Here is a 23,202-nt window from a genome sequence, read left to right on the forward strand (position 1 = left end):
GTCAGGCTCTCCCGAACAGGCCGTAAGGACGCACCAGAATCACCACGGCCATTGCGCCGTAGATCATCAGGCTCGCGCCCTGGGGCCAGAGTGTGGTCATCAGGCTTTGCACCACGCCGACCAACAGGCCGCCGACCAGTGCGCCGCTGAACGAACCCATGCCGCCAATCACCACCACCACGAACGCCACGCCTAGGATTTCCGGGCCGACAAAGGGCTGGGCGCCGCGCAACGGCGCGAACAGCACACCGGCAACGCCGGCCAGGGCCACGCCGAGAGCGAAGGTCATGGAGAACAGGCGGAAAATGTTGGTGCCCAGCAGGGACACGGTTTCCGTGCTTTCACTGCCGGCGCGCACCAGGGCGCCGAAGCGCGTGCGTTCCAGCAGCAGCCACAGGCCAAGGCCAACGAGGCCGGAGAACACGATCAGGAACAGCCGGTAGTAGGGGTAGACGAAATCGCCGACCACCAGCACCCCGCGCAGCAATTCCGGCACGGCGACGCTTTTGCCCACCGGGCCCCAGATCATCACGCTGGCTTCCTGGATGATCAGGGCAATCCCCAAGGTCACCAGAATCTGGAACATGTGCGGCAAGTGATAAATCCGCTGGATCAATAATCGCTCGATCACCCAGGCCAGCGCGGCCACCACCAGCGGCGCAATCAGCAGTGCCAGCCAGAAGCTGCCGGTGAGGCTGACGGCGGTGTAGCAGATGTAGGCGCCCAGCAAAAAGAACGCACCGTGGGCGAAGTTGACGAAGTTCAGCAAGCCGAAAATGATCGTCAAGCCGACCGCGATCAGGAAGTAAATCATCCCAAGACCCAGGCCGTTGAGAATCTGGAACAGGTAAAGATTAAGCATGCAGGAACCCTCGGCAGGCAGCCGCGTGAGCGGCCCTGCGCTGTGTCACCAGTAGATTTTCAGCGGATCAGCCGAGCACGCAGCCCGTGGCTTCCACCGGTGGGAACGACTGGCCGGAGCTGAGCACCTTGGCCAGGTCGTCCTTGTCGGCCATATCGGCGGCGGCCTTGCCTACCAGCAGGTAGTAATCCTTGATCACCTGATGGTCGCCGGCGCGAATCGATTCCTTGCCAGTGGGGCCTTCGTAGCTCAGGCCCTGCATGGCCTTAGCCACGGTCGGCCCGTCGAAACTGCCAGTGGAGATGATGGTTTCGAGCATGACCTTGGTGCTGATGTAGTCAGCGGCCAGCGGGTAGGTGGGGTTGATGCCGTATTTGGCCTTGGTCAGTTTCACCAGATCGCGGTTGAGCGGGGTGTCGACCTGATGCCAGTACTGCGCGCCGAGGTACACGCCTTCCAGTACGTCACTGCCCAGCTCCTGGAACTGATCGAGGCCGGCGGACCACACCAGCAGCACTTTCATGCGCTCCTTGATGCCGAAGTTCACCGCCTGGCGCAGGGTGTTGGACGACTGGCTGCCGAAGTTCAGCAGCACCAGCACATCGGGTTTGGCGGCGATCGCGTTGGTCAGGTAACCGGAGAATTCCTGTTCCTGCAGCGAGTGGTAGCTGTTGCCGGCGTGTTCCAGGCCATGCTCGGCCAGCACCGATTTGGCGCCTTCGAGCAGGGCTTCACCGAACACGTATTGCGGGGTGATGGTGTACCAGCGCTTGGCGTCGGGCAGCAGCTTGATCAGCGGCACGAGGGTCTCGCGGATCGCACCGTAAGTCGGCACCGACCAACGGAAGGTGGCGCTGTTGCAGTCCTTGCCGGTGACTTCATCGGCGCCCACCGGGGTCATGAACACGCCACCGGCCTTGCTCACTTCCTTGGCCACCGCGAGTGCCGAAGACGACAGGGTGCAGCCCTGGAAGAAGCGTGCGCCGTCCTGCTGGATTGCTTCCTGGACCTTGCGCACGGCCTTGCCGGCGTTGCCTTCGGTGTCGATCACTTTGTAGTTCAGCGGGCGACCGAGCAGCTCGGGGTGTTGTTCCACCGCGAGGCGTGAACCCATGTCGGCAAATTTGCCATAGCTGGCAAAGGCGCCAGACATGGACTTGAGGCCGTAAAAGGTAAAAGGCTCGGCGGCGAATGCAGAACGCACGCTCAGCGGAAGGCTGAGGGCGGCTGCGGCGGTGAGACTGGCTTTCAACAACGTACGACGCTGCATGGGGTGACTCCCTGGATTAGTTATTGGCAGGAGTGGCAATGGCGATACGGTGGAGCACGGCCTGTGGGCAGGCCTTTTATTGGGGGTTGGGGGGTGTCAGTGGTTGTGATCGAACTCCAGTAGAAAGTGCGGGCTGACCTCACCTTCAAGGGCGGTCATGTGGTGTTCGGCGTCGCACATGTGTTCGTGCATCAGGCTGCGTACGGTGGCTTCGTCTTCGGCTCGGAAGGCGATCAGCAGTTGCTTGTGGTAGTCGAGGTTGGCGGCGTCGAATTGCTTGCGCTTGGGTTTGTAGGCTTTTTTCAGGACGACCAGGTCGCGCAGCAGGTCGTTGAGGAATTGCGCCATGAAGCCCAGCAGCGGGTTGGGGCATGCCTTGGCCAGCAGGTTGTGGAATTCGAGTTCGGCGATGCGTTGTTCGCGTTGGCCGGCTTCGCTGTCTTCGGGGGCGCTGCAAAAGTCGACGTTGTCCTGGAGGGCGCGGTAGTCGTCTTCGCTCAGGCGGCCCAGTACAGAGACGGCGAGTTCGACTTCGATGACTTTGCGCAGTTGGTAGACCTGTTCGCCGTCCAGGTGCTGGAAGTGCAGGTAGTTGCGCAAGGCGCGGCTGGCGGGTTCGGTGCCGGCCCGGTTGAGGTAGGCGCCGCCGCTGGGGCCGGTGCGGGTGTTGACCAGGCCTTCGACTTCCAGCGCCTTGAGGGCTTCGCGGGCGGAGCCTTTGGAGCACTGGAAACTTTCCATCAGTTCGCGTTCGGTGGGCAAACGGTCGCCGGGTTTCAGGGCATCGGTGACGATTGAGCGTTTGACCGACTCGACGATCACGTCGGAGAGCTTCTGGCGTTTGCGGCGCAACGGGCGGCTTAGCATGGTGGGTGATTGATCCTATTAATGCGCATTAATAGTACTTAATAGGGGTTTGGGGTGGGGCGTCAACGGAGGGGGTCGTTTTTGGTTTGGATGGGTCGTAAATGAGGGGGGGGGCATATCCGTTGCTGCGGTAACGGCCGCCTATGGTTCCGCTCTTACAGCGGCTCACTTTTGAACAGCGCAAAAGTAAGCAAAACGCTCTTGCCCCACCACTCGGCACCTCGCCTAGGCTCGGTGTGCCCGCACTCCGGCTTTGGAGCGTGGGCCGCCGCGATGGGCCATCCTTGGCCCAGCGCGGCTAACCCGGCGTCCTGCCGGGTTACCCACGCTCCAAAGCCTGCGTTCGGCCAGCGTGGTTTAACGGGGCGCCTAAGATCAAGATCACAAGCAGATCAAGGGCACAGCGGCCTACAGGCCGGCTTGAGTGTGGTGAAGCAACAGCAACAGCAACAGCAACAGCAAAACCAGAAGCGGGCACGGTCCAAATGTGGGAGCGGGCTTGCTCGCGAAGGTCGTTAACGATGACGTTTGCATCCTGAATTAACGCGGCGGTCTCAGGTTTTTCGCGAGCAAGCCCGCTCCCACAGAAAAGCAGCTCTGCTTTCGCTCTGGATCTTGCCTCTGCTTCTAACACTCAAGCCGGCCTGTAGGCCGCTGTGCTCTGCTTTTGATCTGCTTTTGATCTTGATCTGCGGGCCCCGTTAACCACGATGGCCGCAAGCAGGCACGGTGGAGCGGGTAAATCGGCAGGGAAGCCGATTTAGCCGCGTCGGGCCATGGATGGCCCGTCGCGGCGGCCCGCGGAGCCGAGCCGGAGTGCGGGCATGCCGAGCCTAGGCGAGGCACCGAGTGGTGGGGCAAAGCGTTTTTTGGTTACTTTTTTAGGCGTTTGTAAAAAAGTGACCCGCTGTAAGAGCGGAACCATAAGCCGCCGTGACCGAAGAAACGGATATGTACACATGAATGGCGCAGTAATTGCCTCCCCCCCAACCCCAACCCCCCAAAAAAAGGAGCCCCCCATGCAACTACGCGCCTTGCGATATTTCCATGAGGTCGCCCGCTGCGCCTCCCTGCGTAAGGCCGCCGAACGTCTTTACGTCACCCCAACCGCCGTCAGCCGCCAGATCGAACACCTTGAACACTTCTTCGGCGCCGCCCTGATTGAACGCGGCCCCCGCGGCATTCGCCTCACCGCCGAGGGCGAATGCCTAGCCGAACAAGTCACCTCAACCCTGCGCGGCCTCGACCAGGTGCGCGAAGTCATCGCCAGCCGCCAAAGCCAGGTAGCCGGTAACATCAGCATCCATGTGTCAGAAAGTATCGTTTCCACCGTACTCTCTCCGGTACTCGCCACCTTCTACCGCGCCCATCCCAAGGTCACCTTCAACATTGTGATCGCCAGCGCCTCAGCCACCCTCGATGCCCTGTGCAGCGGCGAGGCAGACCTGGGCCTGGCCTTCTACCTGCAAGAGCGCGCCGACGTCGAAGTCACCGCCCACTGCCAGTTATGGCACCGGGTGCTGGTCAGCGCCGAACACCCCTTCGCCCAACGCGAAAGCATCGAACTGAGCGAACTGGAAGGCCAGCCCCTGGCGATTCCCGACTCGGCCTACGGCGTGCGCCAGGCCCTGGAAGTGGCCGCAAAAAAACGCGGAGTCACCCTCGAACCGGTGTTCACCACCAGCTCCCTGGAAGTGCAGAAAAGCCTGGCCCGGCAACGGGCAGCAGTGCTGATTTTGCCCCAGGTCGAGGCAGACGTGCGGGACTTGGGCGACGGCCTGGTCGCCGTGCCGATCGCCGATGAAGACCTCGGCCGCATCCGCATCGACTTGTGCGTCTACCGCAACCGCCCCCGGTCGGTGGCGGTGCTCAAGTGCCAGGAGATGCTGGCGGGGGCGATGCAACGCTGTTCGCTGAACTGAGGCTTAGAAGATATTGATCGGCACGTTGGCGACGAGGCGGAACTCGTCGTAGCTGCCGTCGATCTGCCCGCCGCTGGCGCGGTGGTTGTAGACGATGGTGCGCAGTACGGTGTTTTTGAGGGTGCCGGACTGGATCACGTAGGCCACCATCAAGCCGTTTTCGTTGTGCTTGGCACCATCCAGGCTGCGCACGTTGTAGCCGGTGTTGTGGCCGTTGCGGTCGCCGTCGTAATGGGTGCCGTCAATGTCCCAACCCTTGGCGTGCCACAGGCTGGCGGTGAGACCAGGCACGCCGTAGGCCGCGAAGTCCAGGTCGTAGCGCAGTTGCCAGGATTTTTCGTTGGGGCCGTTGTAGTCCGAGTACAGCGAATTGGCCATGTAGTTGCCAGTGGATTCCCACACGTAGTCGAAGTATTCATTGCCGAACACCTGCTGCCAGGCCAGGGTCAGGCTGTGGGCCAGGTGCGTGGCGGTGAAGGCCAGGCTGGCGGCGTTGTTGTCGATGTAGCCGAGGTTTTTGTCGCCGGAATCGCGGGTGTGGTAGTAGTTGAAGGCGGTCTTCAAGGCGATGTCGCTTTTGTCGCCGATGCGGTGGGTAAGGCTGACGTAGGTCTGGTCCCACATGTCTTCGAAACGCGAGGCGTAGACGCTTGCTTCCAGCCCGTAACCCGGCTTGACCGTGGCCCCGAGGTAGCTGATGCGCGCGCCGCTGTAGGCACGGTTACCGAAGGTGGTGGTGAGCTTTTCGGCACCGGTGCCGGTGCGCGGGATCGCCCGCTCGAAGCTGCCGCCCTGCACCGACAGCCAGTCGAACTCATTGCTGAACAGGCCCACGCCCTGGAAGCTGGAGGGCAGGGCGCGGTTGTCTTTGTAGCGCAGGATCGGGTTGTCGGTCATCAGCCGGCCGGCCTTGATCTCGGTGCTGGACAGGCGCAAACGCACGTCGCCCACGCCCAGGCGGCTCCAGGTGGGAATCGCATCGCCGTTGCCATCTACCAGCACTCGGTCGCCACCATTGGCCACCTTGCCGTGGCCACGCTCCAGGTTCACCGCACTGAAGATCCCCGCGTCCACACCCACGCCGATCAGGCCCTGGGTGTAGCCGGAGCTGTACTTGAGCATGCTGGTCTGCACCCAGGTTTCACGCACGCGGGTGGGCTCGATGCCGCCGGGTTTCTTGATGCTCAGGTGGGTGGTGCGCTTGGTGTGCTGGTTGGAATAGTAGTGCCGCAGGTTCAGGTCCAGGGTGCTGCCTTCAAGGAAGCCCGGTGCGTTGGCTTGAGCGTTCTCTTGGGCGAAAGCCTGGGTGCTGGAAGCCAAGGTGACGGCCAGCAAAAGACGTGGATACATGGTAAATCCCCATACAAATCAGACGCAAGGCGACCGTCCCGGCAGGCCCTGGGGCGCTGCCGGTCGGTGGCGAAAAGACGCGGGACAGTGGGAAAAGGTGTTCAGCGAACCGGGGCTTCTGTGAGCCGGGTTTCGCGGGCCGGGCTGCCGGGCAGCGACGGGCGGGTTTCCTTGGCGAACCAGGCGGCGGTGAGGCAAACCAGGTTAGCGATCAGCAGGTACCAGACCGGCGACATCGGATCGCCGGTGGTGCCGATCAGCCAGGTAATGATGATCTGCGCGGTGCCGCCAAACGCCGCCACACCGAAGGCGTAGACGATGGAGAAACCGGTGGAGCGCACGGATTTCGGGAAGCTTTCCACCAGCAGCACGATCAACGCTGCGCCGCTCATGCCGTGCAGGCCCGAAAGTACCGCGAGGGTCAGCAGAAAGGTCGCCGGGCTCGGGTGCTCGGTCATCAGTTGCAGGGCCGGGAACAGGATCAACAGCAACACCACTCGCGGTGTCATCAGGATCACCCGGCGCCCGAAGCGGTCGCAGAGCATGCCGCCGGCCACCGCACAGACGGCCATGGCGGCGCCGGCCACCAGGGTCGAGAGCATGGAGATGCTGGTGGGCAGCTTCAGCTCGGTGAGGGCGAAGGTGGTCATGTAGTTGAGGAAGTACTGGGTGATGGTGCTGCCGGAAAGGATCAGCAGCCCCAGCACCAGCGCCCGTCGGTGCTTGCCGCAGACTTCCCGCACCAGGTCGCCGGTGCTGGTCTGCTCGCCGTGGCCGTGGAAGGTTTCGGCGAGGTTGCGGCGGATGTAGATACCGATCGGCAATACCAGCAGGCCGAACACAAACGGCACGCGCCAGCCCCAGCTGTTGAGGTCTTCGGGGGACATGACTTTGGTCAGGGTAAAACCCACCAGCCCGGCCACCATGGCCGCCACGCCCTGGGCAACCACTTGCCAGCAGGCGTAAGTCCCGCGTTTGTGGGGCGGCGCCGCTTCGAGGATGTAGGTGGTGGCGGGGCCGGCTTCACCGCCCCAGGCCAGGCCCTGGATCATGCGGGTGACTACCAGGAGGATCGGCGCCGCGATGCCGATGGTCTCGTAGCCGGGCAATATCGCGATGCTGCCGGTGCCCACGGCCATCATCACCAGGGTCAACAGCATCGCCGGTTTGCGCCCGACGCGGTCGGCATAGGCGCCGATCAGCACCGCGCCCAGCGGCCGGACGATAAAGCCGATACCGAACGCGGTAACCGACAGCATCAAACTGACGAAGGCGCTGTCGGACGGGAAAAACGTGTGGCCGATCATCACCGCAAAGGTTGCGTACACACCAAAGTCGAAAAACTCCACGGCGTTACCCAGGACCACGGCGAAGATGCTCTTTTTGCCGGCGTCCGGGGACGGTGTTTCGGGTGCGTGATCAGGATCGGATCGTGTCAATTGCTCAGTGTGCATACCAGCCCCTCGATTTTAGTTATAGGTCGTCCGAGCTCCTGGCCGAGTAGGCCCGGAGCTGGCGTGTGGGTGGGCAGTTCTTACAGCGTCAAAGTCAGGAAGGATTCGGCCAGTGGTGGATTGCGCCACGCCAGCTCTCGTAGGTTTTAGCGATTTGCAGCAGCCATTGATCGGCGAAACGCGGGGCGATCATCTGCAAGCCGATAGGCATGCCATCGGCGGCGAAACCGCAGTTGATCGACAGCGCCGGTTGTTCGCCCATGTTCCAGGGCACCGTGAACACGATATGTTCGAACGGCAGTTGCGGGTCGTTGCTGGGTGACGGCCACTCGGCCGGGAAGGCGTTGACCTGGTTGGTGGGGGACAGTACCAGGTCGAGTTCGGTGAACACCTGCGCGGCGCGGCGGCGCATTTCGAAGGTCTGGTTGAAGCCCTTCACCGCTTGTACGCCGCTGATCTCGGCGCCCGGCGCGGCCCAGTCGCGGATATACGGCAAGACCTTGTCGAACTGCTCGCTGCTCAACGCGGACAAGTCACCCCACTGGCGGGCGCGCCAGAAATGGTCGAGGCCGTCGAGTTGTGCGCGGTCCATGATCGGCGGGATCAGCGTGACCTTGGCGCCGTGGGCTTCGAACAGCCGCGCGGCTTGCTCCACTGCTTCACACACGAAGCCTTCAGGCTGCATGCCCACGCCGGGCTCGAGCATCAGGCCGACGCGCAGGCCCTTGACCGACAACGGCTGGTTGCTCCATTGGGTGGTGAGTGGCGGCAGGCTGGTGGCGTCGCGGGCATCGGGCCGGGCCAGGTGTTGCATCAACAGCACGCAGTCATCGACGGTGCGGGTCATGGGCCCGGCGGCGCGGCCGGTGAAATACGGGTCGATGGGGATGCGTCCCAGGGTCGGCTTGAATCCCACCAGGCCGCACCAGGCGGCAGGCAGGCGCACCGAGCCGCCGATGTCGGTGCCCACGTGCAGCGGGCCGTAACCGGCGGCAGCTGCAGCGGCGGCACCTGAGCTGGAACCGCCAGTGTTGTTGGCGGTATTCCACGGGTTGCGGGTGATGCCGTGGAAGCTCGACAGTCCGGAAGACAGCATGCCGAAATCCGGGTTGGTGGTCTTGGCCAGGATAATCGCCCCCGCTTCACGCATACGGGCTGCGGGCGGTGCGTCCTTGAGGGCCGGGGTCAGGCGGGTGGCGGCGCTGCCGAGGGGAATGGGCACGCCCTCGGTGGCGATCAATTCCTTGAGGGTCACCGGTACACCGTCGAGCGCACCGTTGGGTTGGCCCTTGTTCCAGCGCTCGGTGGAGGCCTGGGCCTGCTGGCGCACCTGTTGCGGGTCGAAGGCATAGAGCGCGTTGATCTGCGGCTCCCAACGGTCGATATGGGCCAGGAGCTGGTCGTAGTAGTCGATGGGCGCGAGTTGCCGGCTGGCAAATTGCGCCAGCAGTTCGGCAGCCGTAAGGGTGTGCAGGTCAGTCATCGAACGCTTCCTTGTGATGGGCCGGCTGGCTCATGGCGGGTTGCAGTAGGGGCGACTATATAAACCCCAGTGTGACGCGGCCATCACAATCGGTGCAGTTCAGTGTTGCGTTTTTGTGTGCACTGAAACCCGAGGCGAAGCCCCTAGTGTTAAAGCCTCAGGCGCATGCGCCTTGGGCTTTGACGGGGTGCGTGCGGGAGTTGCGCAACTGGGCCTTTTGGTTTTTTCGCGACCGGAGGGTGTTCCAGGTGGTGAAGTCGAAGCGGGTGGCAGAGACTACGTTTTCCTGGATCAGCAGAATAGAAGGGTCGTGAGTCATATTCCCGTAAGGAGTGCTCAAGGTGATTTCCAGGGTGTCCTTGTCCTGGTAGCCACTGAGTACGGGGAGAAGGGTAAATGCATGGTCTACTCCCTCTGACTCTGTGGGCACCCCAGCGAATATGACGATACCAACGTATACCTTCCGGTCGTTCAAACTGAACATGCATAGGGTGTAGTGTTGAATGGATTCCCTGAGCAGGATCTTGAAAGGTGTGCCTTCAAGGATGTTCAGGGCGAGCCGGCAGTTGAGTTGTTCATCGGATTTCAGCTTCAGCTCTTTTTTCTTCGCGTTGATGTAAAGCCTGGCCCACAGAGAAGGAATGACCATCGCGGTCAAACCGGTCTGCAGCAGGAACACCCACAGCGCGCCGTTCTTCTCGTTAGCAATGTCTAGCTGTACCAACAAGGCACCAAGATAACCGCTGTAGTCTGTTGCAACCATATGACCTGGGACGTAAACCGTCTGTTTTGACAATGCCAGAATCAGGGCACTTATAACGGTGGCGACAAGGACGCAAACCATCCCTAGCCTTGCAACCTGCAGGTAAAGCAATTGCCCTTCAAAGCGATACAAACGGCAGTAGTAGTAAGGGTGTTTGATGCAGACCAGATAACCGCTGACCAGTAACGGTAAAATGATCAGCAGGCCCATGAATCATTGGCCTCCATTTTGCGAACTTGGCGGATTGCTTCTTTGTAGGCTTCGGACTCCATGACTTCTTCGGCGGAGACTGAAATACCCCATTCACCCTCAATCCTCATGGTTTTTTTTGACTTGATGGCCTCCACGGTATCCAACTCATCCTGAGTCGGCTTACCAGCTAACAGTGAATACAATCCAAACATGGCGACGACCTCGAAAAGATGTAGCCGTTTTTATAGCAAGCGCCTGTGCCCCCCGCCATTGATGGCCTGTGTGCCAGCGTCGCCAGTTCCCGTAGGAAACGTCTCCATTCACTCCAGCGGTCTAAAACGTCGGCGGCGTAATCACCCAAATCACCACCGCATCCACCTTCCCGGGGTTGCCGTACCGATGAGGCTCACTGCTGGGGAAGCTGAAACTGTCTCCTTCAGCCAGCTGAAAATGCCGCTCGCCCACCCACAACTCAAACGTTCCACTCAACACATAACCCGCTTCTTCACCCTCATGGCTATAGCTCTGCTGGCTGTAGGTGCCCGGCGGAAAACGCGAGTGCAGCATTTCCAGCTGATGATTGGGCAGGGGCGTCAGCAACTGGTCGACGATCCCGTCTTCATAATGAATGCTCTGGCGATTGTTCTTGCGCACCACAAACCCTTCATCCTCCGCTGCCGGCGTGGTCTCGCTGGCAAAAAACCACTGGATCGTCACCCCCAGGCTGCGGGCGATATTGAACAGGGCCGGGATCGACGGGTAGGCGAGGTTGCGTTCCAGTTGGCTGATATAGCCGGCCGTCAATTCGCTCATTTGCGCCAATTCGGTAAGCGTCATGCCCCGGGCCTTGCGCAAGCCGCGGATGCGGGTGCCGAGAAACAGCTGTGGCGGTTGGTTGTTCAAATGTCCCACGCTACCTTCAATCCTTCATAAATCGCCTCTTCGGCGGTACGCGGCGCCAGGCAATCGCCGATGCGCCTGAACGCCACCAGGCCTTCCAGTTCCGTGCCCAGAGTGTCCACCGGCTGGTGGCCCTGGCACAACAACAGGGTGTCGATATTTTCCAGCAACATCGGCTCGCCGCTGGCGGTGTGTTGCAGGTAGACGGTAGTGTCGTCGCAGCCGTACAAACGGGCGTAAGGGATGATCGGAATGCCCAGCCGGTGCAGTTCGCCAGCCAGTTGATCACGCACGTATAGCGGCAGGTTTTCCCCGCAATGGGTGCCGTTCACCGCCAGTTGCACCTGATGGCCGGCGCGGGTCAGGCGCTCGGCAATGCCCGGGCCGATCCAGTCGCAGCGCCAATCCACCACGACCACCGAACGGCCCAGCGGCACCTCGTCGCGCAGTACTTGCCAGGCGTCCACCACCTGTAACTCGCCGCCGCGTTCGAAGGCCGGCCAATAGGGCTCGGCGCCGGTGGCGATGATCACCAGGTCAGGTCGTTCGCGTTCCACCAATGCGCGGTCGACGCGGGTGTTGCGCACTACGCGAACCCCGGCCAGTTCCATCTCGCGCTGCAGGTTGGTACTGGCGCCGCCGAACTCGCTGCGTCGTGGCAGCAACTGTGCGAGCAGCACCTGGCCGCCCAGCTGGGCGCTGGCTTCATACAAGGTCACCTCATGCCCGCGTTGCGCCGCCACGGCCGCGGCTTTCATCCCTGCCGGGCCACCGCCGGCGACCATAATCCGCTTGCGTCGCAGTGCCGGTTGCAGCTGGCCAAACTGCAATTCGCGGCCGGTCTCGGGGTGCTGGATGCAGGAGATCGGCAAGCCTTTGTGGAAGTGGCCGATGCAGGCCTGATTGCAGGCGATGCACGCCCGTACATCCTCGGCATGGCCGCTTGAGGTTTTGGCCGGCATTCGCGGGTCGCAGATCAGCGCGCGGGTCATGCCGCACACGTCGGCCTGGCCGCGCTGCAGCATCAACTCGGCTTCCTGAGGCTGGTTGATGCGCCCGGTGACGAACAACGGAATCGACAGGCTGGCCTTGAACGTCGCCGCTTCTGCCGCCAGGTACGCGGGGGCAATGGCCATGGGCGGCACGATATGAATTGCGCCGCCGAGGGAGGCCGAGGTGCCAGCGACGATGTGCACATAATCCAGCTGTGATTGCAGCTGTTGCACGGCGGCCAGGGAGTCATCTTCCGTCAGGCCTTCGGGGTCGCGCTCATCCGCAGAGATTCGCAAACCGATGATGAAATGCTCGTCGGTTTCGGCACGTACGGCGGCGATGATTTCCCGCAGAAAACGCAGGCGTTGTTCCAACTCACCGTTGTAGCCGTCGGTACGGCGATTCACCCGCGGGTTGAGAAATTGCGCTGGCAGATAACCATGGCTGGCGACCACCTCCACACCGTCAATCCCGGCCTGGTACAGACGCCTCGCCGCAGTGCCGTAGCCCGCGATGATCTCGTCGATCATTGCCTGGTCAAGGGCGCGCGGCATCACCCTGAACCGCTCGTTGGGCACCCCGGAAGCCGAGTAAGCCACCGCCAGCAAGCCGTCGGCCGACTCCATGATTTCCCGCCCCGGATGGAAAATCTGCGACAGCACCAGGGTGCCGTGGGTATGGCAGGTCTCGGCCAGTTGGCGGTAGCCGTCGATGCAGCTGTCATCGGTGGCCATCAGCACATGGGAGGTGTAGCGGGCGCTGTCATGCACCCCGGCGACCTGCAACACAATCAGCCCCACACCGCCCTCGGCGCGTGCCCGGTGGTAGGCGATCAACTGCTCGTTGACCCGGTTGTCGGTGGGCATGGAGGTGTCGTGCCCGCTGGACATGATGCGGTTTTTCAGGCGTTTGCCGCGCAGCGTCAACGGTTCAAAAAGATGCGGAAAGGCATGGGGCGACATGGTGCGGATACTCCAGGCGCTGTTGTTATTATTTTTCTATAGGAGGTCAGCCCCAGTAAAAAATCAACTTGTTTTTTTACTGGGGACTGGATTAGCGTCAGCCACATCACCCACCCGCCTGGAGAATAAAAAATGACTGGGGCCACCGAACGACAGCTGCGTGAAGAGCTTGCCGCCTGCTACCGGCTGATCGCGCACTTTCGCATGAGCGACCTGATCTTCACCCATATCTCGGTGCGCATTCCCGGGCCTGAACACCACTTTTTGATCAACCCCTATGGGCTGATGTTCGAGGAGATCACCGCGTCCAGCCTGGTGAAAATCGGCCTGGACGGACGTGCGGTCGAGGCGTCGGCCCATGGCGTCAACCCGGCGGGGTTCGTGATTCACAGCGCGATTCACGGCGCCCGCGAAGACGCCCAGTGCGTGCTGCACACGCACACCCGCGCCGGGTGTGCGGTGGCGGCGCTGGAATGCGGGCTGTTGCCGGTGAACCAGATTTCCATGGAGTTCTACGGCAAGGTTGCCTACCACGACTACGAAGGCGTGGCGCTGGACATGGACGAGCAACAACGACTGGTGCGCGACCTAGGCGACAAACCGGTGTTGATGTTGCGCAACCATGGTTTGTTGACGGTGGGGGAGACGGTCAGCCAGGCCTTCCTGCGCATGTACTACCTGGAGAAGGCCTGTGATATCCAGCTTGCCGCCCAGGCGTGCGGCAAGCTGATCCTGCCGCCTGCAGATGTGTGTGAATACACCGAGCGGCAGTTCAATGAGCCTGGCCGGTCATTGGAAGAGGGCGAACTGGCAGACCTGGACGCCATGCAACTGGCGTGGGCGGCTTTGCTGCGGTTGCTGGATCGGGTGTCGCCGGGTTTCCGGGAGTGAGGTAGAGTCGTCCAGCCGACTCTACCCAAGGACACCGCCTCATGACCCAGGAATCCCGTTTCTCCCGTATGGAGCCGGAGTTGCGCAAGGCCAATCTGGTCCAGGCGACGCTGGTGTGCCTCAAGCGCCACGGTTTCCAGGGGGCCTCGATTCGCAAGATCAGCGCCGAGGCCGGGGTGTCGGTGGGGCTGATCAGTCATCACTACTCGGGCAAGGATGAACTGGTGGCCGAGGCTTATCGGTCGATCACCGGGCAGGTCATGGATCTGCTGCGCGATGCCATGGCCAAGGCGCCGCCCAGCCCGCGGGAGCGCCTGTCGGCGTTCTTTCGCGGCTCGTTCTCGCCCGAGTTGCTGGACCCGAAACTGCTGGATGCCTGGCTGGTGTTCTGGGGTGCGGTCAAGACGGCCCCGGCGATCAACCAGGCCCACGAACATTCCTATGGCGAGTACCGCACCATCATGCGTTCGGCCTTGGTGGACATGGCCGAGGAGGAGGGTTGGAAGCAGTTCGACGCCGACCTGGCAGCCATCGCCTTGAGCGCCTTGCTCGACGGTTTGTGGCTGGAATCGGGGCTCAATCCCGGTACCTTCACCCCGGAGCAGGGCATCCAGATCTGCGAAGCCTGGGTCGATGGCTTGCAGTCCGGCGGCCGCAAGCGCTTCCAGCTCAAACCCTGAACTGACGATTCCGCGCCGCCTGGACGCCATGTCCGGGCCGGCATTTTCCCCTCGAAAAATATTTGCAGTTACCCGATTGCCTCCTTACTGAACACTCGTTTAGTATCGCCCCATGTCGCACCCCTCAAGCCAATTAAAATAATTCGAGGATTCCATGACTACAGATCCGTCCGTGCTCACTCAAGTGCAAGCAGGCGTTGCCTGGATCACCCTCAATCGCGTCGCCCAGCGCAACGCCCTGGACATCCCGACCCTCAAGCACCTGCATGCATTGCTGGACGGTTTCAACAGCGACCCGGCTGTGCGCATGGTGGTGTTGACCGGCACTGGTCGCAGCTTCTGTGCCGGCGCCGACCTCGTCGAATGGGCCGACGCCGAAGCCCGTGGCGCCCTCGAAACCTACGGCTGGACCGAAACCGCCCACGCCCTGATGACCCGCCTGCACACCCTCGACAAACCTACCCTCGCTGCCATCAACGGCACGGCGGTCGGCGCCGGCATGGACCTGACCCTGTGCTGCGACCTGCGTGTAGCCGCGCAATCGGCACGTTTCAAGGCCGGCTACACCAGCATGGCCTACTCGCCGGACGCCGGTGCCAGCTGGCATCTGCCGCGCCTGATCGGCAGCGAACAGGCCAAGCGCCTGCTATTCCTCGACGAATTGTGGAGTGCCGACCGCGCCCTGGCCGCCGGCCTGGTGGGCGAAGTGGTCGCCGATGAACAACTGCACGCCCACGTCACCGACCTGGCCACACGCCTGGCCAACGGTCCGACCTTCGCCTTCGCCCAGACCAAAACCCTGATCCGTGAAGGCGCCGGGCGCAGCCTGCCCGAGCAGCTCCAGGCCGAACTCGCCGCGGGTTTGCTGTGCGGCCGCAGCGCCGACGGTGCTGAAGCCCTGCGCGCCTCGATGGAAAAGCGTCCCCCGAATTTCTCCGGCAACTGATTCCTCCTCAAAACACCCCTCGAACGATCGACAGGTAGCGCCATGAATTTCCAGCCCAGCCAAGAACAAGACATGTTGGTGGACGCGGTACGCAGTTTTGTTGCCAAGGAATTGTTGCCTCACGAGGAGGCGGTGGACCGCGCCGATGAAGTCTCGCCAGAGCTCGCCGCGCAGATCCGGGACAAGGCGATTGCCGCCGGGTTCTATGCCTTCAACATGCCGGAAGAGGTCGGCGGTGGCGGCCTGGATTACCTGTCCCAGGCGTTGATCGAGCGTGAGTTGTCGAAAGTCTCCTGGGCGCTGCATGTGTTTGTCGCCCGGCCCTCGAAAATCCTCATGGCCTGTACTGGCGCGCAGATTGGCGAGTACCTGTTGCCGTGCGTGCAGGGCAAGAAGATCGACTGTTTTGCCTTGACCGAACCAGGCGCCGGTTCCGACGCCAATGCCATCAAGACCCGCGCCGTGCGCAGCGGCGATGACTTTGTGCTCAACGGCAGCAAGCACTTCATCAGCCACGCTGGCCACGCGGATTTTGCGATCGTGTTTGCCGTCACCGACACCTACGAACACAACGGCCGCCAGCGCAACGCCGTAACTTCGTTCCTGGTGGACCGTGGCACGCCGGGCATGACCATTCGCCGAGGCCCCAAGTGCGTCAGCAACCGCGGCTACCACACCTATGAAATGTTCTTCGACGACTGCCGCGTGCCGGCCTCAAAAGTCCTCGGCGAAGTCGGCAAAGGCTGGGAGGTCGCCAACGCCTGGCTGACCGCAGGCCGCGTGATGGTGGCCGCCAACTGCGTCGGCCAGGCCCAGCGAGCGCTGGATGTGTCGCTGCAATGGGCGGCCGACCGCAAACAGTTCGGCCAGCCCATCGGCACCTATCAAGGCATCTCGTTCAAGCTCGCCGACATGGCCACGCAAATTCGCGCGGCCGAACTGCTGACGCTGAACACCGCCTGGAAAATGGACCAGGGCACCATGACTGACGGCGAGGCCGGCATGGCCAAGCTGTTTGCCAGCGAGGTGCTGGGCAAGGTCGCTGACGAGGCCGTGCAGATTTACGGCGGCATGGGCTTGATGGACGAAGGGCCGGTGGAGCGCATCTGGCGCAACGCGCGGATCGAACGGATCTGGGAAGGCACTTCGGAAATCCAGCGCCATATTATTGCCCGCGAGCTGTTGCGGCCGCTGTTGCGCTGATCGGGTCGGAGAACGCTTATGTCCCAGGCTATTCGCGACAATCTCAAGCGCCTGCTGGCGCCCCGTCACCTGGCATTCGTCGGTGGGCGCAGCATGGCCCGCGCCCTCAAGCGCTGTGCCGAGGGTGGTTTTGCCGGCCAGATGTGGCTGGTCAACCCGCAGCATGACAGCCTCGACGGTATTCCCTGCGTACGCCGCGTAGCGGATCTGCCATGCGGCCCGGACGCAGTGTTTATCGCCACCAACCGCGAGCTGACCCTGACCTGCGTTGCCGAACTGGCGGCCATCGGCACAGGTGGCGCCATCTGCTACGCCTCCGGGTTTGCCGAAACCGGCGCCGAGGGCCTGGCCTTGCAGCAACAACTGCTCAAGGCGGCCGGCGAGATGGCGCTGCTGGGCCCCAATTGCTATGGCCTGCTGGATTACCTGCACAGCTCGGCGTTATGGCCGGTGGCCCATGGCGGCAAGCCGGTAGAGAAGGGCGTTGCGGTGCTGACCCAGAGCGGCAACTTCGCCTACAACCTGTCCATGAGCGACCGTTCGCTGCCGGTGGCCTATATGGCGTCGGTGGGCAACCAGGCGCAATTGGGGGTTGCCGAGTTGATGGATGTGCTGCTCGACGAGCCTCGTGTCACGGCCATCGGCTTGCACCTGGAAGGCTTGAAGAATGTGCCGGGGTTTGCCCGTGCGGCCCATAAGGCGCTGGAAAAAGGCATTCCGATCATCGCCCTGAAAACCGGCGTGTCGCAGATCGGTGCCGAGTTGGCCTTGAGTCATACCAGTTCGTTGTCGGGTTCTGATGCGCTGTACGACAGCCTGTTTGCGCGCCTGGGCGTGATCCGGGTCAGCGGCCCGGTGAGTTTTGTCGAGACCCTGAAAGCCGCGGCCTGCGGTAACTTGCCGGCGGGCAACAGCCTGATCGCCCTGGCCTGTTCCGGTGGCGATGCCGGGTTGATTGCCGACTACGCCGAGCGCAACGATTTAAGCCTGCCCAAACTCGATGAAGGCCAGCGTTCGGAACTCGCGCAGGTACTGCCGAGCTACGCCAACCTGGTCAACCCGCTGGATTTCACCACGGCCATCTGGGGCGACAGCGAAGCCCTCAATACCATGCTCGATACGGCACTGCGCACCGAAGCGGATGCGGCGATGCTGGTGCTCGACTACCCGGCGGAATTTACCGGTGAGCGCAAGGAATGCGACCTGCTGCTGGAGCTGTTTTGCAGTGCGCTGACTCGCCATGGCAAGACCGGGTTTGTGACCTCGGCATTCCCCGAATTGTTGCCGGCTCACGCTCGCGAGCGTCTGCATGCTCAAGGTGTTGCCGCGTTGCAAGGCGTGGAAGATGCGCTGGCTGCCTGGGGCCGGATTGCCGACTACCAAAACAATCGCCGGGCGCTGCTGGCCCGTGGTGAATCGTTACTGGTGCCGCTGTGCCCGCAAGCGCTGGAAGCACTCGGACAGTCGCTTAACGAGTGGGATTCCAAGCAGGCTTTGCGTGCTTTCGGCCTGACCACGCCGGCCGGCGTCTTGAGTACGCCAGCGCGGGCCATTGCCGATGCCAAAGTGCTGGGCTACCCGCTGGTACTCAAGGCCGTCAGTGCCGACCTCCCGCATAAAACCGAAGCCGGCGCCGTGGCGCTCAACCTGCGGGACGGCTTCGCCTTGACTGCGGCCCTGGCCCATATGCGTGAGCAGATTGCTGCCTATGCGCCGGATGTACCGTTCGATCACCTGCTGTTGGAATCCATGGCCACGCCGCCGTTGGCCGAGTTGATTGTGGGCATCAAGCGCGAAAACGATTTCGGCCTGGCGCTGGTGATTGGCGCCGGTGGAATCCTCGTGGAGTTGCTCAAGGACAGTCGCAGCCTGCTGCTGCCGACCACCGACGACGCGATCCGCAATGCCTTGCTCAGCCTGCGCAGCGCGGCATTGCTGCAAGGCTTTCGCGGGCGGGAAGTGGCTGACATGGAGGCGCTGGTCGCAGCGATTCGTGCGGTGGCCGACTACGCCTGCGCCAACGCCGGACAGTTGCTGGAACTCGATGTAAACCCATTGCTGGTCAATGCCCGGGGCGCCACGGCGGTCGATGCATTGATCCGTCTCGCCCAGGTGTGAAGGAGATGACGATGCAAAGCAAAACCTTGACGGGCGGCCAGGCTCTGGTGCGATTGCTGGCCAACTATGGCGTCGACACGGTGTTCGGGATTCCCGGCGTGCACACGCTGGAGCTGTATCGCGGCTTGCCCGGCAGTGGCATTCGCCACGTACTGACGCGCCACGAGCAGGGCGCCGGCTTTATGGCCGACGGTTATGCGCGGGTCAGCGGCAAGCCAGGCGTGTGTTTCATCATCACCGGGCCGGGGGTGACCAACGCCGCCACGGCGATCGGCCAGGCGTATGCCGACTCGATTCCGCTGCTGGTGATTTCCAGCGTCAACCACACCGCCAGCCTCGGTAAGGGCTGGGGCTGCCTGCATGAAACTCAGGACCAGCGCGCGATGACCGCGCCTATCACCGCGTTTTCGGCAGTGGCGTTGAGTGCCGAGGATTTGCCGGAGTTGATCGCGCGGGCCTACGCGGTGTTCGACAGTGAGCGACCACGGCCGGTGCATATTTCGGTGCCGCTGGATGTGCTATCGGCGCCGATCAAGCGCGACTGGAGCAATGACGTGGTGCTCCGTCCCGGGCGAGGTCTGCCATCGGCTGAAAGCCTCGATCAGGCCGTGGCGAAACTGGCTGCGGCCAAGCGGCCGATGATCATTGCCGGTGGCGGCGCACTGTTGGCGGCCGATGCGTTGCAGCGCTTGAGCACACAACTGGCGGCGCCGTTTTTCAGCAGTGTTGCCGGCAAGGGCTTGTTGCCAGTGGCGCATCCGCTGAATGCCGGTTCGACCTTGTGCGTCGAACCCGGCTGGCAGCTGATCGATGAGGCGGACGTGGTGTTGGCCATCGGCACCGAAATGGCCGATACGGATTTTTGGCGTGAGCGCCTGCCGATTAACGGCGAGCTGCTGCGAGTGGATATTGACCCGCGTAAGTTCAACGATTTCTATCCTTGCGCCGTCGCGTTGCACGGTGACGCCCGGCAAACGACGCTGGCTTTGCTGGGGCGCTTGCCAGCCACGCCGCGCAACGCGGATGCCGCCACTGTTGCGGTCGCGACGTTACGCCAGGCAGTCAGCAGCGGCCATGGTCCGTTGCAACGGATTCATCAGGCGATTCTCGACCGCGTCGCCGCCGAGCTGCCCGCCAATGCTTTCATCAGCAGTGACATGACCCAACTGGCCTACACCGGTAACTACGCCTTCCCCAGCAATACCACCCGCAGTTGGCTGCATCCCACCGGCTACGGCACTTTGGGCTATGGCCTGCCGGCCGGTATCGGCGCCAAGTTCGGCGCGCCTGAACGGCCTGGCCTGGTGCTGGTGGGCGACGGTGGCTTTCTCTACACCGCCCAGGAACTGGCCACGGCGGTGGAAGAGCTGGACAGCCCGCTGGTGGTGTTGCTGTGGAACAACGACGCCCTCGGGCAAATTCGCGACGACATGCTGAACCTGGACATCGAACCCATCGGCGTACTGCCGCGCAACCCGGACTTCGCCGCGCTGGCGCGGGCGTTCGGCTGCACGGTCAGCGAGCCACAGAACCTGGATGAGCTGCAGACGGATTTGCGTAACGGTTTCAAGCGCAACGGCGTGACCTTGATCGAGTTGAAGCATGCCTGTGTGAACCTTTAGAGGAGCAACACCATGAGCGAAAACAACAACAAAATGACTCAAGCGATGCACCGACGGGATTTCCTCAAATACAGCGCTGTAGCCGGTGCCGTGGCCGGTGCGTTTTCCATGGGCCTGCCGCTGCAGGCCTTTGCCGAAGAGGCCACGCCCAAGCCCGGCGGTGTGCTGCGCATGGGGCTGGCCGGCGGCAGCACCACCGACTCCCGCAACCCGGGTTCCTGGGTCGACACCTTCACCTTCGTCGGCTTTTCGGCGGTGTACAACACCCTCACCGAAATCGCGGTGGACGGCTCCGCCATCCCCGAACTGGCCGAAAGTTTCGAGTCGACGCCCGACGCACGCATCTGGACTTTCAAACTGCGCCAAGGCGTGACCTTCCATAACGGCAAAGGCCTTACCGCTGAAGACGTGGTGGCCTCGATCAACCACCACCTGGACGCTAAATCCACCTCGGCGGCCAAGACGGTGCTCGGTGATGTGGCCAGCGTCAGCGCCAAGGGCCATGACGCGGTAGTGTTCGAACTGCACTCGGGCAATGCCGATTTCGCCTATGTGGTCGCCGATTACCACCTGGTGATCATGCCCGCCAAGGACGGTGCCGCCGACTGGCAGGCCGGGATCGGCACCAGCGGTTATCGCCTGAAAAGCTTCGAGCCCGGCGTGCGCATGGACCTGGAGCGCAACCCTGATTACTGGAAACCGGGCCGGGCCCACTTCGCCAGCGCCGAGCTGTTGGCGATTGCCGACGGCGCGGCGCGAGTCAACGCGTTGGTCACCGGGCAAGTGGATGTGATCAACAAGGTCGACCTGAAAACCGTGGCCTTGCTCAAGCGCAATCCCACGCTGGTCATCGAAGAAACCAAGGGCGCCCAGCACTACACCTTCCCGATGTTATGCGACAGCAACGAGTTCAAGAACAACGACATTCGCATGGCGATGAAGCATGCAATCAACCGCGAAACCCTGCTGGCCTCGGTGCTGCATGGCTATGGCCTGGTGGGCAACGACCATCCGATCCAGCCCGGCAGCCGCTTTATCAACGCGGCGCTGGAGCAGCGTACCTACGACCCGGACAAGTCGCGCTTCTACCTGCGCAAGGCCGGTGTCGAGTCGCTCAAGGTGCGCCTGCAAGCTTCCGATGCCGCCTACACCGGCGCAGTGGACGCCTCGGTGCTGTTCAAGGAACAGGCGCGCCAGGCCGGGATTGATATCGACGTGGTGCGCGAGCCGGCGGATGGGTACTTCTCCAACATCTGGATGAAACAGCCATTCACCACCTCGTTCTGGTACAGCAGCCTGACCGCCGACCGCATGTTCAGCATCGGCTACGCCAAGGGCGCGGCGTGGAACGAAACCCATTGGGATAACCCGCGCTTCAATCAACTGCTCAACGCGGCGCGGGGCGAGATGAACGCGCCCGTGCGCCAGGAGATGTACAACGAAATGCAGAGCCTGTGCCGGGACGATGGCGGGGCGATTGTGCCGTTGTTCGCCAGCTCTGTGGCAGCACGCTCGAACCGTGTCAGCCATGGACCGCTGACGGCGCCGTATGGGGAACTGGATGGGTTGCGGCTGATCGAGCGGTGGTGGCAGGCGTGAAGATTTCAGAAACGCCACAAATCAAATGTGGGAGCGGGCTTGCTCGCGAATACGGTGTGTCAGTCAACACAGATGCAGACTGATCCACCGCTTTCGCGAGCAAGCCCGCTCCCACATTGGTCCTGTGTCGCCTTCGAGCGCATGCCAACTCATGAGAACCGAACATGAATAGCCTATTCAAACTGGTGCTCCAACGCCTGGCTCTCGGCCTGCTGTCTTTGTTCGCCGTCTCGGTGATCATCTTCCTGGCCGTGGGCATGCTTCCCGGCGATATCGCCCAGGCCATGCTTGGCCAGTCCGCCACGCCGGAAACCATCGCCGCGTTTCGCGCCCAACTGGGCCTCGACCTGCCGCCCCTGAGCCGGTTCGTGCAATGGCTGCTGCGCCTGCTGCACGGCGACCTCGGCGCCTCCCTGGCCAACCAGCGGCCCATCGCCGAACTGATCGGCGCACGCCTGGGCAACACCTTGCGCCTGGCGGCACTCGCCGCGCTGGTTTCGGTGCCCCTGGCGTTGGTGCTGGGCATGCTCGCCGCGCTGTACCGCAACAGCTGGTTCGACCGCCTGCTCAACACCTCGGCCCTGAGCGCGGTGTCGTTCCCCGAGTTTTTCGTCGCCTATCTGTTGATCCTGGTGTTTTCGGTCAAGCTCGGCTGGTTTCCCAGCCTGTCCAACCTGGCGCCGGACGCGTCATTCGGCACCATCCTCGAACGCTCGGTGCTGCCGGTGGTCACCCTGAGCCTGGTGGTGATCGCGCAGATGATGCGCATGACCCGCGCCTCGCTGATCAACCTGCTGGCCAGCCCGTATATCGAAATGGCCCGGCTCAAGGGCATCAGCCAGTCGCGGATTATCTGGCGCCACGCCTTGCCCAATGCCTTGGCGCCGATCGTCAATGTGATCGCACTCAACCTCGCTTACCTGGTGGTGGGCGTGGTGGTGGTCGAAGTGGTGTTTGTCTACCCGGGTTTGGGCCAGTTGCTGGTGGACTCGGTGTCCAAGCGCGATATCCCGGTGGTGCAGGCGTGCAGCCTGATCTTCGCCGCCACCTACATCCTGCTCAACACCGGCGCCGATGTGCTGTCCATCGCCAGCAACCCACGCCTGATGCATCCCAAGGGGTAGA

The 23,202-nt window shown here is 62.5% G+C and carries 19 protein-coding genes; 9 read left to right on the forward strand and 10 right to left on the reverse strand.

Annotation, left to right across the window (positions count from 1 at the left end; translation table 11 throughout):
• Window position 1: 1 nt before the first annotated feature.
• From ACA046_RS12425 to ACA046_RS12435, 3 genes are all read right to left on the reverse strand, one after another.
• Entirely contained in the window at window positions 2–862 is an 861-nt protein-coding gene (locus ACA046_RS12425) for a branched-chain amino acid ABC transporter permease (protein ID WP_003215751.1), read from the reverse strand.
• Window positions 863–929: 67 nt separating this feature from the next.
• Window positions 930–2,132: an ABC transporter substrate-binding protein gene (locus tag ACA046_RS12430; protein ID WP_497676650.1), complete on the reverse strand. Its 1,203-nt coding sequence runs from the start codon at window positions 2,130–2,132 to the stop codon at window positions 930–932.
• A gap of 96 nt (window positions 2,133–2,228) precedes the next feature.
• Window positions 2,229–2,999, reverse strand: a complete 771-nt coding sequence (locus ACA046_RS12435) for a FadR/GntR family transcriptional regulator (protein ID WP_497676651.1) — start codon at window positions 2,997–2,999, stop codon at window positions 2,229–2,231.
• Between the two features lie 1,019 nt (window positions 3,000–4,018).
• On the opposite strand from ACA046_RS12435, the gene ACA046_RS12440 reads away from it, so the two are divergent.
• Entirely contained in the window at window positions 4,019–4,921 is a 903-nt protein-coding gene (locus ACA046_RS12440; protein WP_459028041.1) for a LysR family transcriptional regulator, read from the forward strand.
• A gap of 3 nt (window positions 4,922–4,924) precedes the next feature.
• Here the strand turns inward: ACA046_RS12440 and ACA046_RS12445 are convergent, their stop codons facing one another.
• The 7 genes from ACA046_RS12445 to ACA046_RS12475 form a co-directional block, all read right to left on the reverse strand.
• The gene (locus tag ACA046_RS12445; RefSeq protein ID WP_497676652.1) at window positions 4,925–6,271 is read right to left on the reverse strand and encodes an OprD family outer membrane porin; all 1,347 of its coding nucleotides are present in this window, start codon (window positions 6,269–6,271) and stop codon (window positions 4,925–4,927) included.
• Window positions 6,272–6,372: 101 nt separating this feature from the next.
• On the reverse strand, window positions 6,373–7,725 hold the full coding sequence (locus ACA046_RS12450) for a citrate-proton symporter (RefSeq protein WP_076016432.1): 1,353 nt from the start codon (window positions 7,723–7,725) through the stop codon (window positions 6,373–6,375).
• 94 nt (window positions 7,726–7,819) lie between these two features.
• Window positions 7,820–9,208: an amidase gene (locus tag ACA046_RS12455; RefSeq protein WP_497676653.1), complete on the reverse strand. Its 1,389-nt coding sequence runs from the start codon at window positions 9,206–9,208 to the stop codon at window positions 7,820–7,822.
• Between the two features lie 157 nt (window positions 9,209–9,365).
• A complete protein-coding gene (locus tag ACA046_RS12460) occupies window positions 9,366–10,181 on the reverse strand; it encodes a hypothetical protein (protein WP_497676654.1) in 816 nt (271 codons plus the stop codon).
• Entirely contained in the window at window positions 10,169–10,375 is a 207-nt protein-coding gene (locus tag ACA046_RS12465) for a hypothetical protein (RefSeq protein ID WP_459028049.1), read from the reverse strand. Before ACA046_RS12465 ends, ACA046_RS12460 begins: the two co-directional genes overlap by 13 nt.
• Before the next feature lie 121 nt (window positions 10,376–10,496).
• A complete protein-coding gene (locus ACA046_RS12470; RefSeq protein WP_076016429.1) occupies window positions 10,497–11,066 on the reverse strand; it encodes a helix-turn-helix domain-containing protein in 570 nt (189 codons plus the stop codon).
• On the reverse strand, window positions 11,063–13,018 hold the full coding sequence (locus ACA046_RS12475) for an oxidoreductase (RefSeq protein WP_497676655.1): 1,956 nt from the start codon (window positions 13,016–13,018) through the stop codon (window positions 11,063–11,065). Before ACA046_RS12475 ends, ACA046_RS12470 begins: the two co-directional genes overlap by 4 nt.
• A 132-nt stretch (window positions 13,019–13,150) precedes the next feature.
• On the opposite strand from ACA046_RS12475, the gene ACA046_RS12480 reads away from it, so the two are divergent.
• From ACA046_RS12480 to ACA046_RS12515, 8 genes are all read left to right on the forward strand, one after another.
• Window positions 13,151–13,909 carry a class II aldolase/adducin family protein gene (locus ACA046_RS12480; RefSeq protein WP_076016427.1) on the forward strand — a complete coding sequence of 253 codons (759 nt, stop codon included), beginning with the start codon at window positions 13,151–13,153 and terminating at the stop codon, window positions 13,907–13,909.
• A gap of 41 nt (window positions 13,910–13,950) precedes the next feature.
• Window positions 13,951–14,589, forward strand: coding sequence for a TetR family transcriptional regulator C-terminal domain-containing protein (locus ACA046_RS12485; protein ID WP_497676656.1), 639 nt, complete (start codon window positions 13,951–13,953; stop codon window positions 14,587–14,589).
• A gap of 154 nt (window positions 14,590–14,743) precedes the next feature.
• A complete protein-coding gene (locus ACA046_RS12490) occupies window positions 14,744–15,535 on the forward strand; it encodes an enoyl-CoA hydratase/isomerase family protein (protein ID WP_497676657.1) in 792 nt (263 codons plus the stop codon).
• A gap of 42 nt (window positions 15,536–15,577) precedes the next feature.
• The gene (locus ACA046_RS12495) at window positions 15,578–16,738 is read left to right on the forward strand and encodes an acyl-CoA dehydrogenase family protein (protein ID WP_017475434.1); all 1,161 of its coding nucleotides are present in this window, start codon (window positions 15,578–15,580) and stop codon (window positions 16,736–16,738) included.
• Between the two features lie 18 nt (window positions 16,739–16,756).
• Window positions 16,757–18,856 (forward strand): acetate--CoA ligase family protein, encoded by a 2,100-nt coding sequence (locus ACA046_RS12500; protein WP_497676658.1) that lies wholly within the window; start codon window positions 16,757–16,759, stop codon window positions 18,854–18,856.
• 11 nt (window positions 18,857–18,867) lie between these two features.
• A complete protein-coding gene (locus tag ACA046_RS12505) occupies window positions 18,868–20,478 on the forward strand; it encodes a 5-guanidino-2-oxopentanoate decarboxylase (RefSeq protein ID WP_497676659.1) in 1,611 nt (536 codons plus the stop codon).
• A gap of 12 nt (window positions 20,479–20,490) precedes the next feature.
• A complete protein-coding gene (locus tag ACA046_RS12510; RefSeq protein WP_497676660.1) occupies window positions 20,491–22,077 on the forward strand; it encodes an ABC transporter substrate-binding protein in 1,587 nt (528 codons plus the stop codon).
• Between the two features lie 164 nt (window positions 22,078–22,241).
• On the forward strand, window positions 22,242–23,201 hold the full coding sequence (locus ACA046_RS12515; protein ID WP_143503627.1) for an ABC transporter permease: 960 nt from the start codon (window positions 22,242–22,244) through the stop codon (window positions 23,199–23,201).
• The last annotated feature ends 1 nt before the right edge of the window (window position 23,202 follow it).

The sequence above is a fragment of the Pseudomonas sp. LBUM1641 genome (genome assembly GCF_059716235.1).

Coding starts and splice junctions, on each gene's coding strand:
- ACA046_RS12425 (WP_003215751.1), bottom strand. CDS start 862: ATGCTTAATCTTTACCTGTTCCAGATTCTCAACGGCCTGGGTCTTGGG.
- ACA046_RS12430 (WP_497676650.1), bottom strand. CDS start 2,132: ATGCAGCGTCGTACGTTGTTGAAAGCCAGTCTCACCGCCGCAGCCGCC.
- ACA046_RS12435 (WP_497676651.1), bottom strand. CDS start 2,999: ATGCTAAGCCGCCCGTTGCGCCGCAAACGCCAGAAGCTCTCCGACGTG.
- ACA046_RS12440 (WP_459028041.1), top strand. CDS start 4,019: ATGCAACTACGCGCCTTGCGATATTTCCATGAGGTCGCCCGCTGCGCC.
- ACA046_RS12445 (WP_497676652.1), bottom strand. CDS start 6,271: ATGTATCCACGTCTTTTGCTGGCCGTCACCTTGGCTTCCAGCACCCAG.
- ACA046_RS12450 (WP_076016432.1), bottom strand. CDS start 7,725: ATGCACACTGAGCAATTGACACGATCCGATCCTGATCACGCACCCGAA.
- ACA046_RS12455 (WP_497676653.1), bottom strand. CDS start 9,208: ATGACTGACCTGCACACCCTTACGGCTGCCGAACTGCTGGCGCAATTT.
- ACA046_RS12460 (WP_497676654.1), bottom strand. CDS start 10,181: ATGGGCCTGCTGATCATTTTACCGTTACTGGTCAGCGGTTATCTGGTC.
- ACA046_RS12465 (WP_459028049.1), bottom strand. CDS start 10,375: ATGTTTGGATTGTATTCACTGTTAGCTGGTAAGCCGACTCAGGATGAG.
- ACA046_RS12475 (WP_497676655.1), bottom strand. CDS start 13,018: ATGTCGCCCCATGCCTTTCCGCATCTTTTTGAACCGTTGACGCTGCGC.
- ACA046_RS12480 (WP_076016427.1), top strand. CDS start 13,151: ATGACTGGGGCCACCGAACGACAGCTGCGTGAAGAGCTTGCCGCCTGC.
- ACA046_RS12485 (WP_497676656.1), top strand. CDS start 13,951: ATGACCCAGGAATCCCGTTTCTCCCGTATGGAGCCGGAGTTGCGCAAG.
- ACA046_RS12490 (WP_497676657.1), top strand. CDS start 14,744: ATGACTACAGATCCGTCCGTGCTCACTCAAGTGCAAGCAGGCGTTGCC.
- ACA046_RS12495 (WP_017475434.1), top strand. CDS start 15,578: ATGAATTTCCAGCCCAGCCAAGAACAAGACATGTTGGTGGACGCGGTA.
- ACA046_RS12500 (WP_497676658.1), top strand. CDS start 16,757: ATGTCCCAGGCTATTCGCGACAATCTCAAGCGCCTGCTGGCGCCCCGT.
- ACA046_RS12505 (WP_497676659.1), top strand. CDS start 18,868: ATGCAAAGCAAAACCTTGACGGGCGGCCAGGCTCTGGTGCGATTGCTG.
- ACA046_RS12510 (WP_497676660.1), top strand. CDS start 20,491: ATGAGCGAAAACAACAACAAAATGACTCAAGCGATGCACCGACGGGAT.
- ACA046_RS12515 (WP_143503627.1), top strand. CDS start 22,242: ATGAATAGCCTATTCAAACTGGTGCTCCAACGCCTGGCTCTCGGCCTG.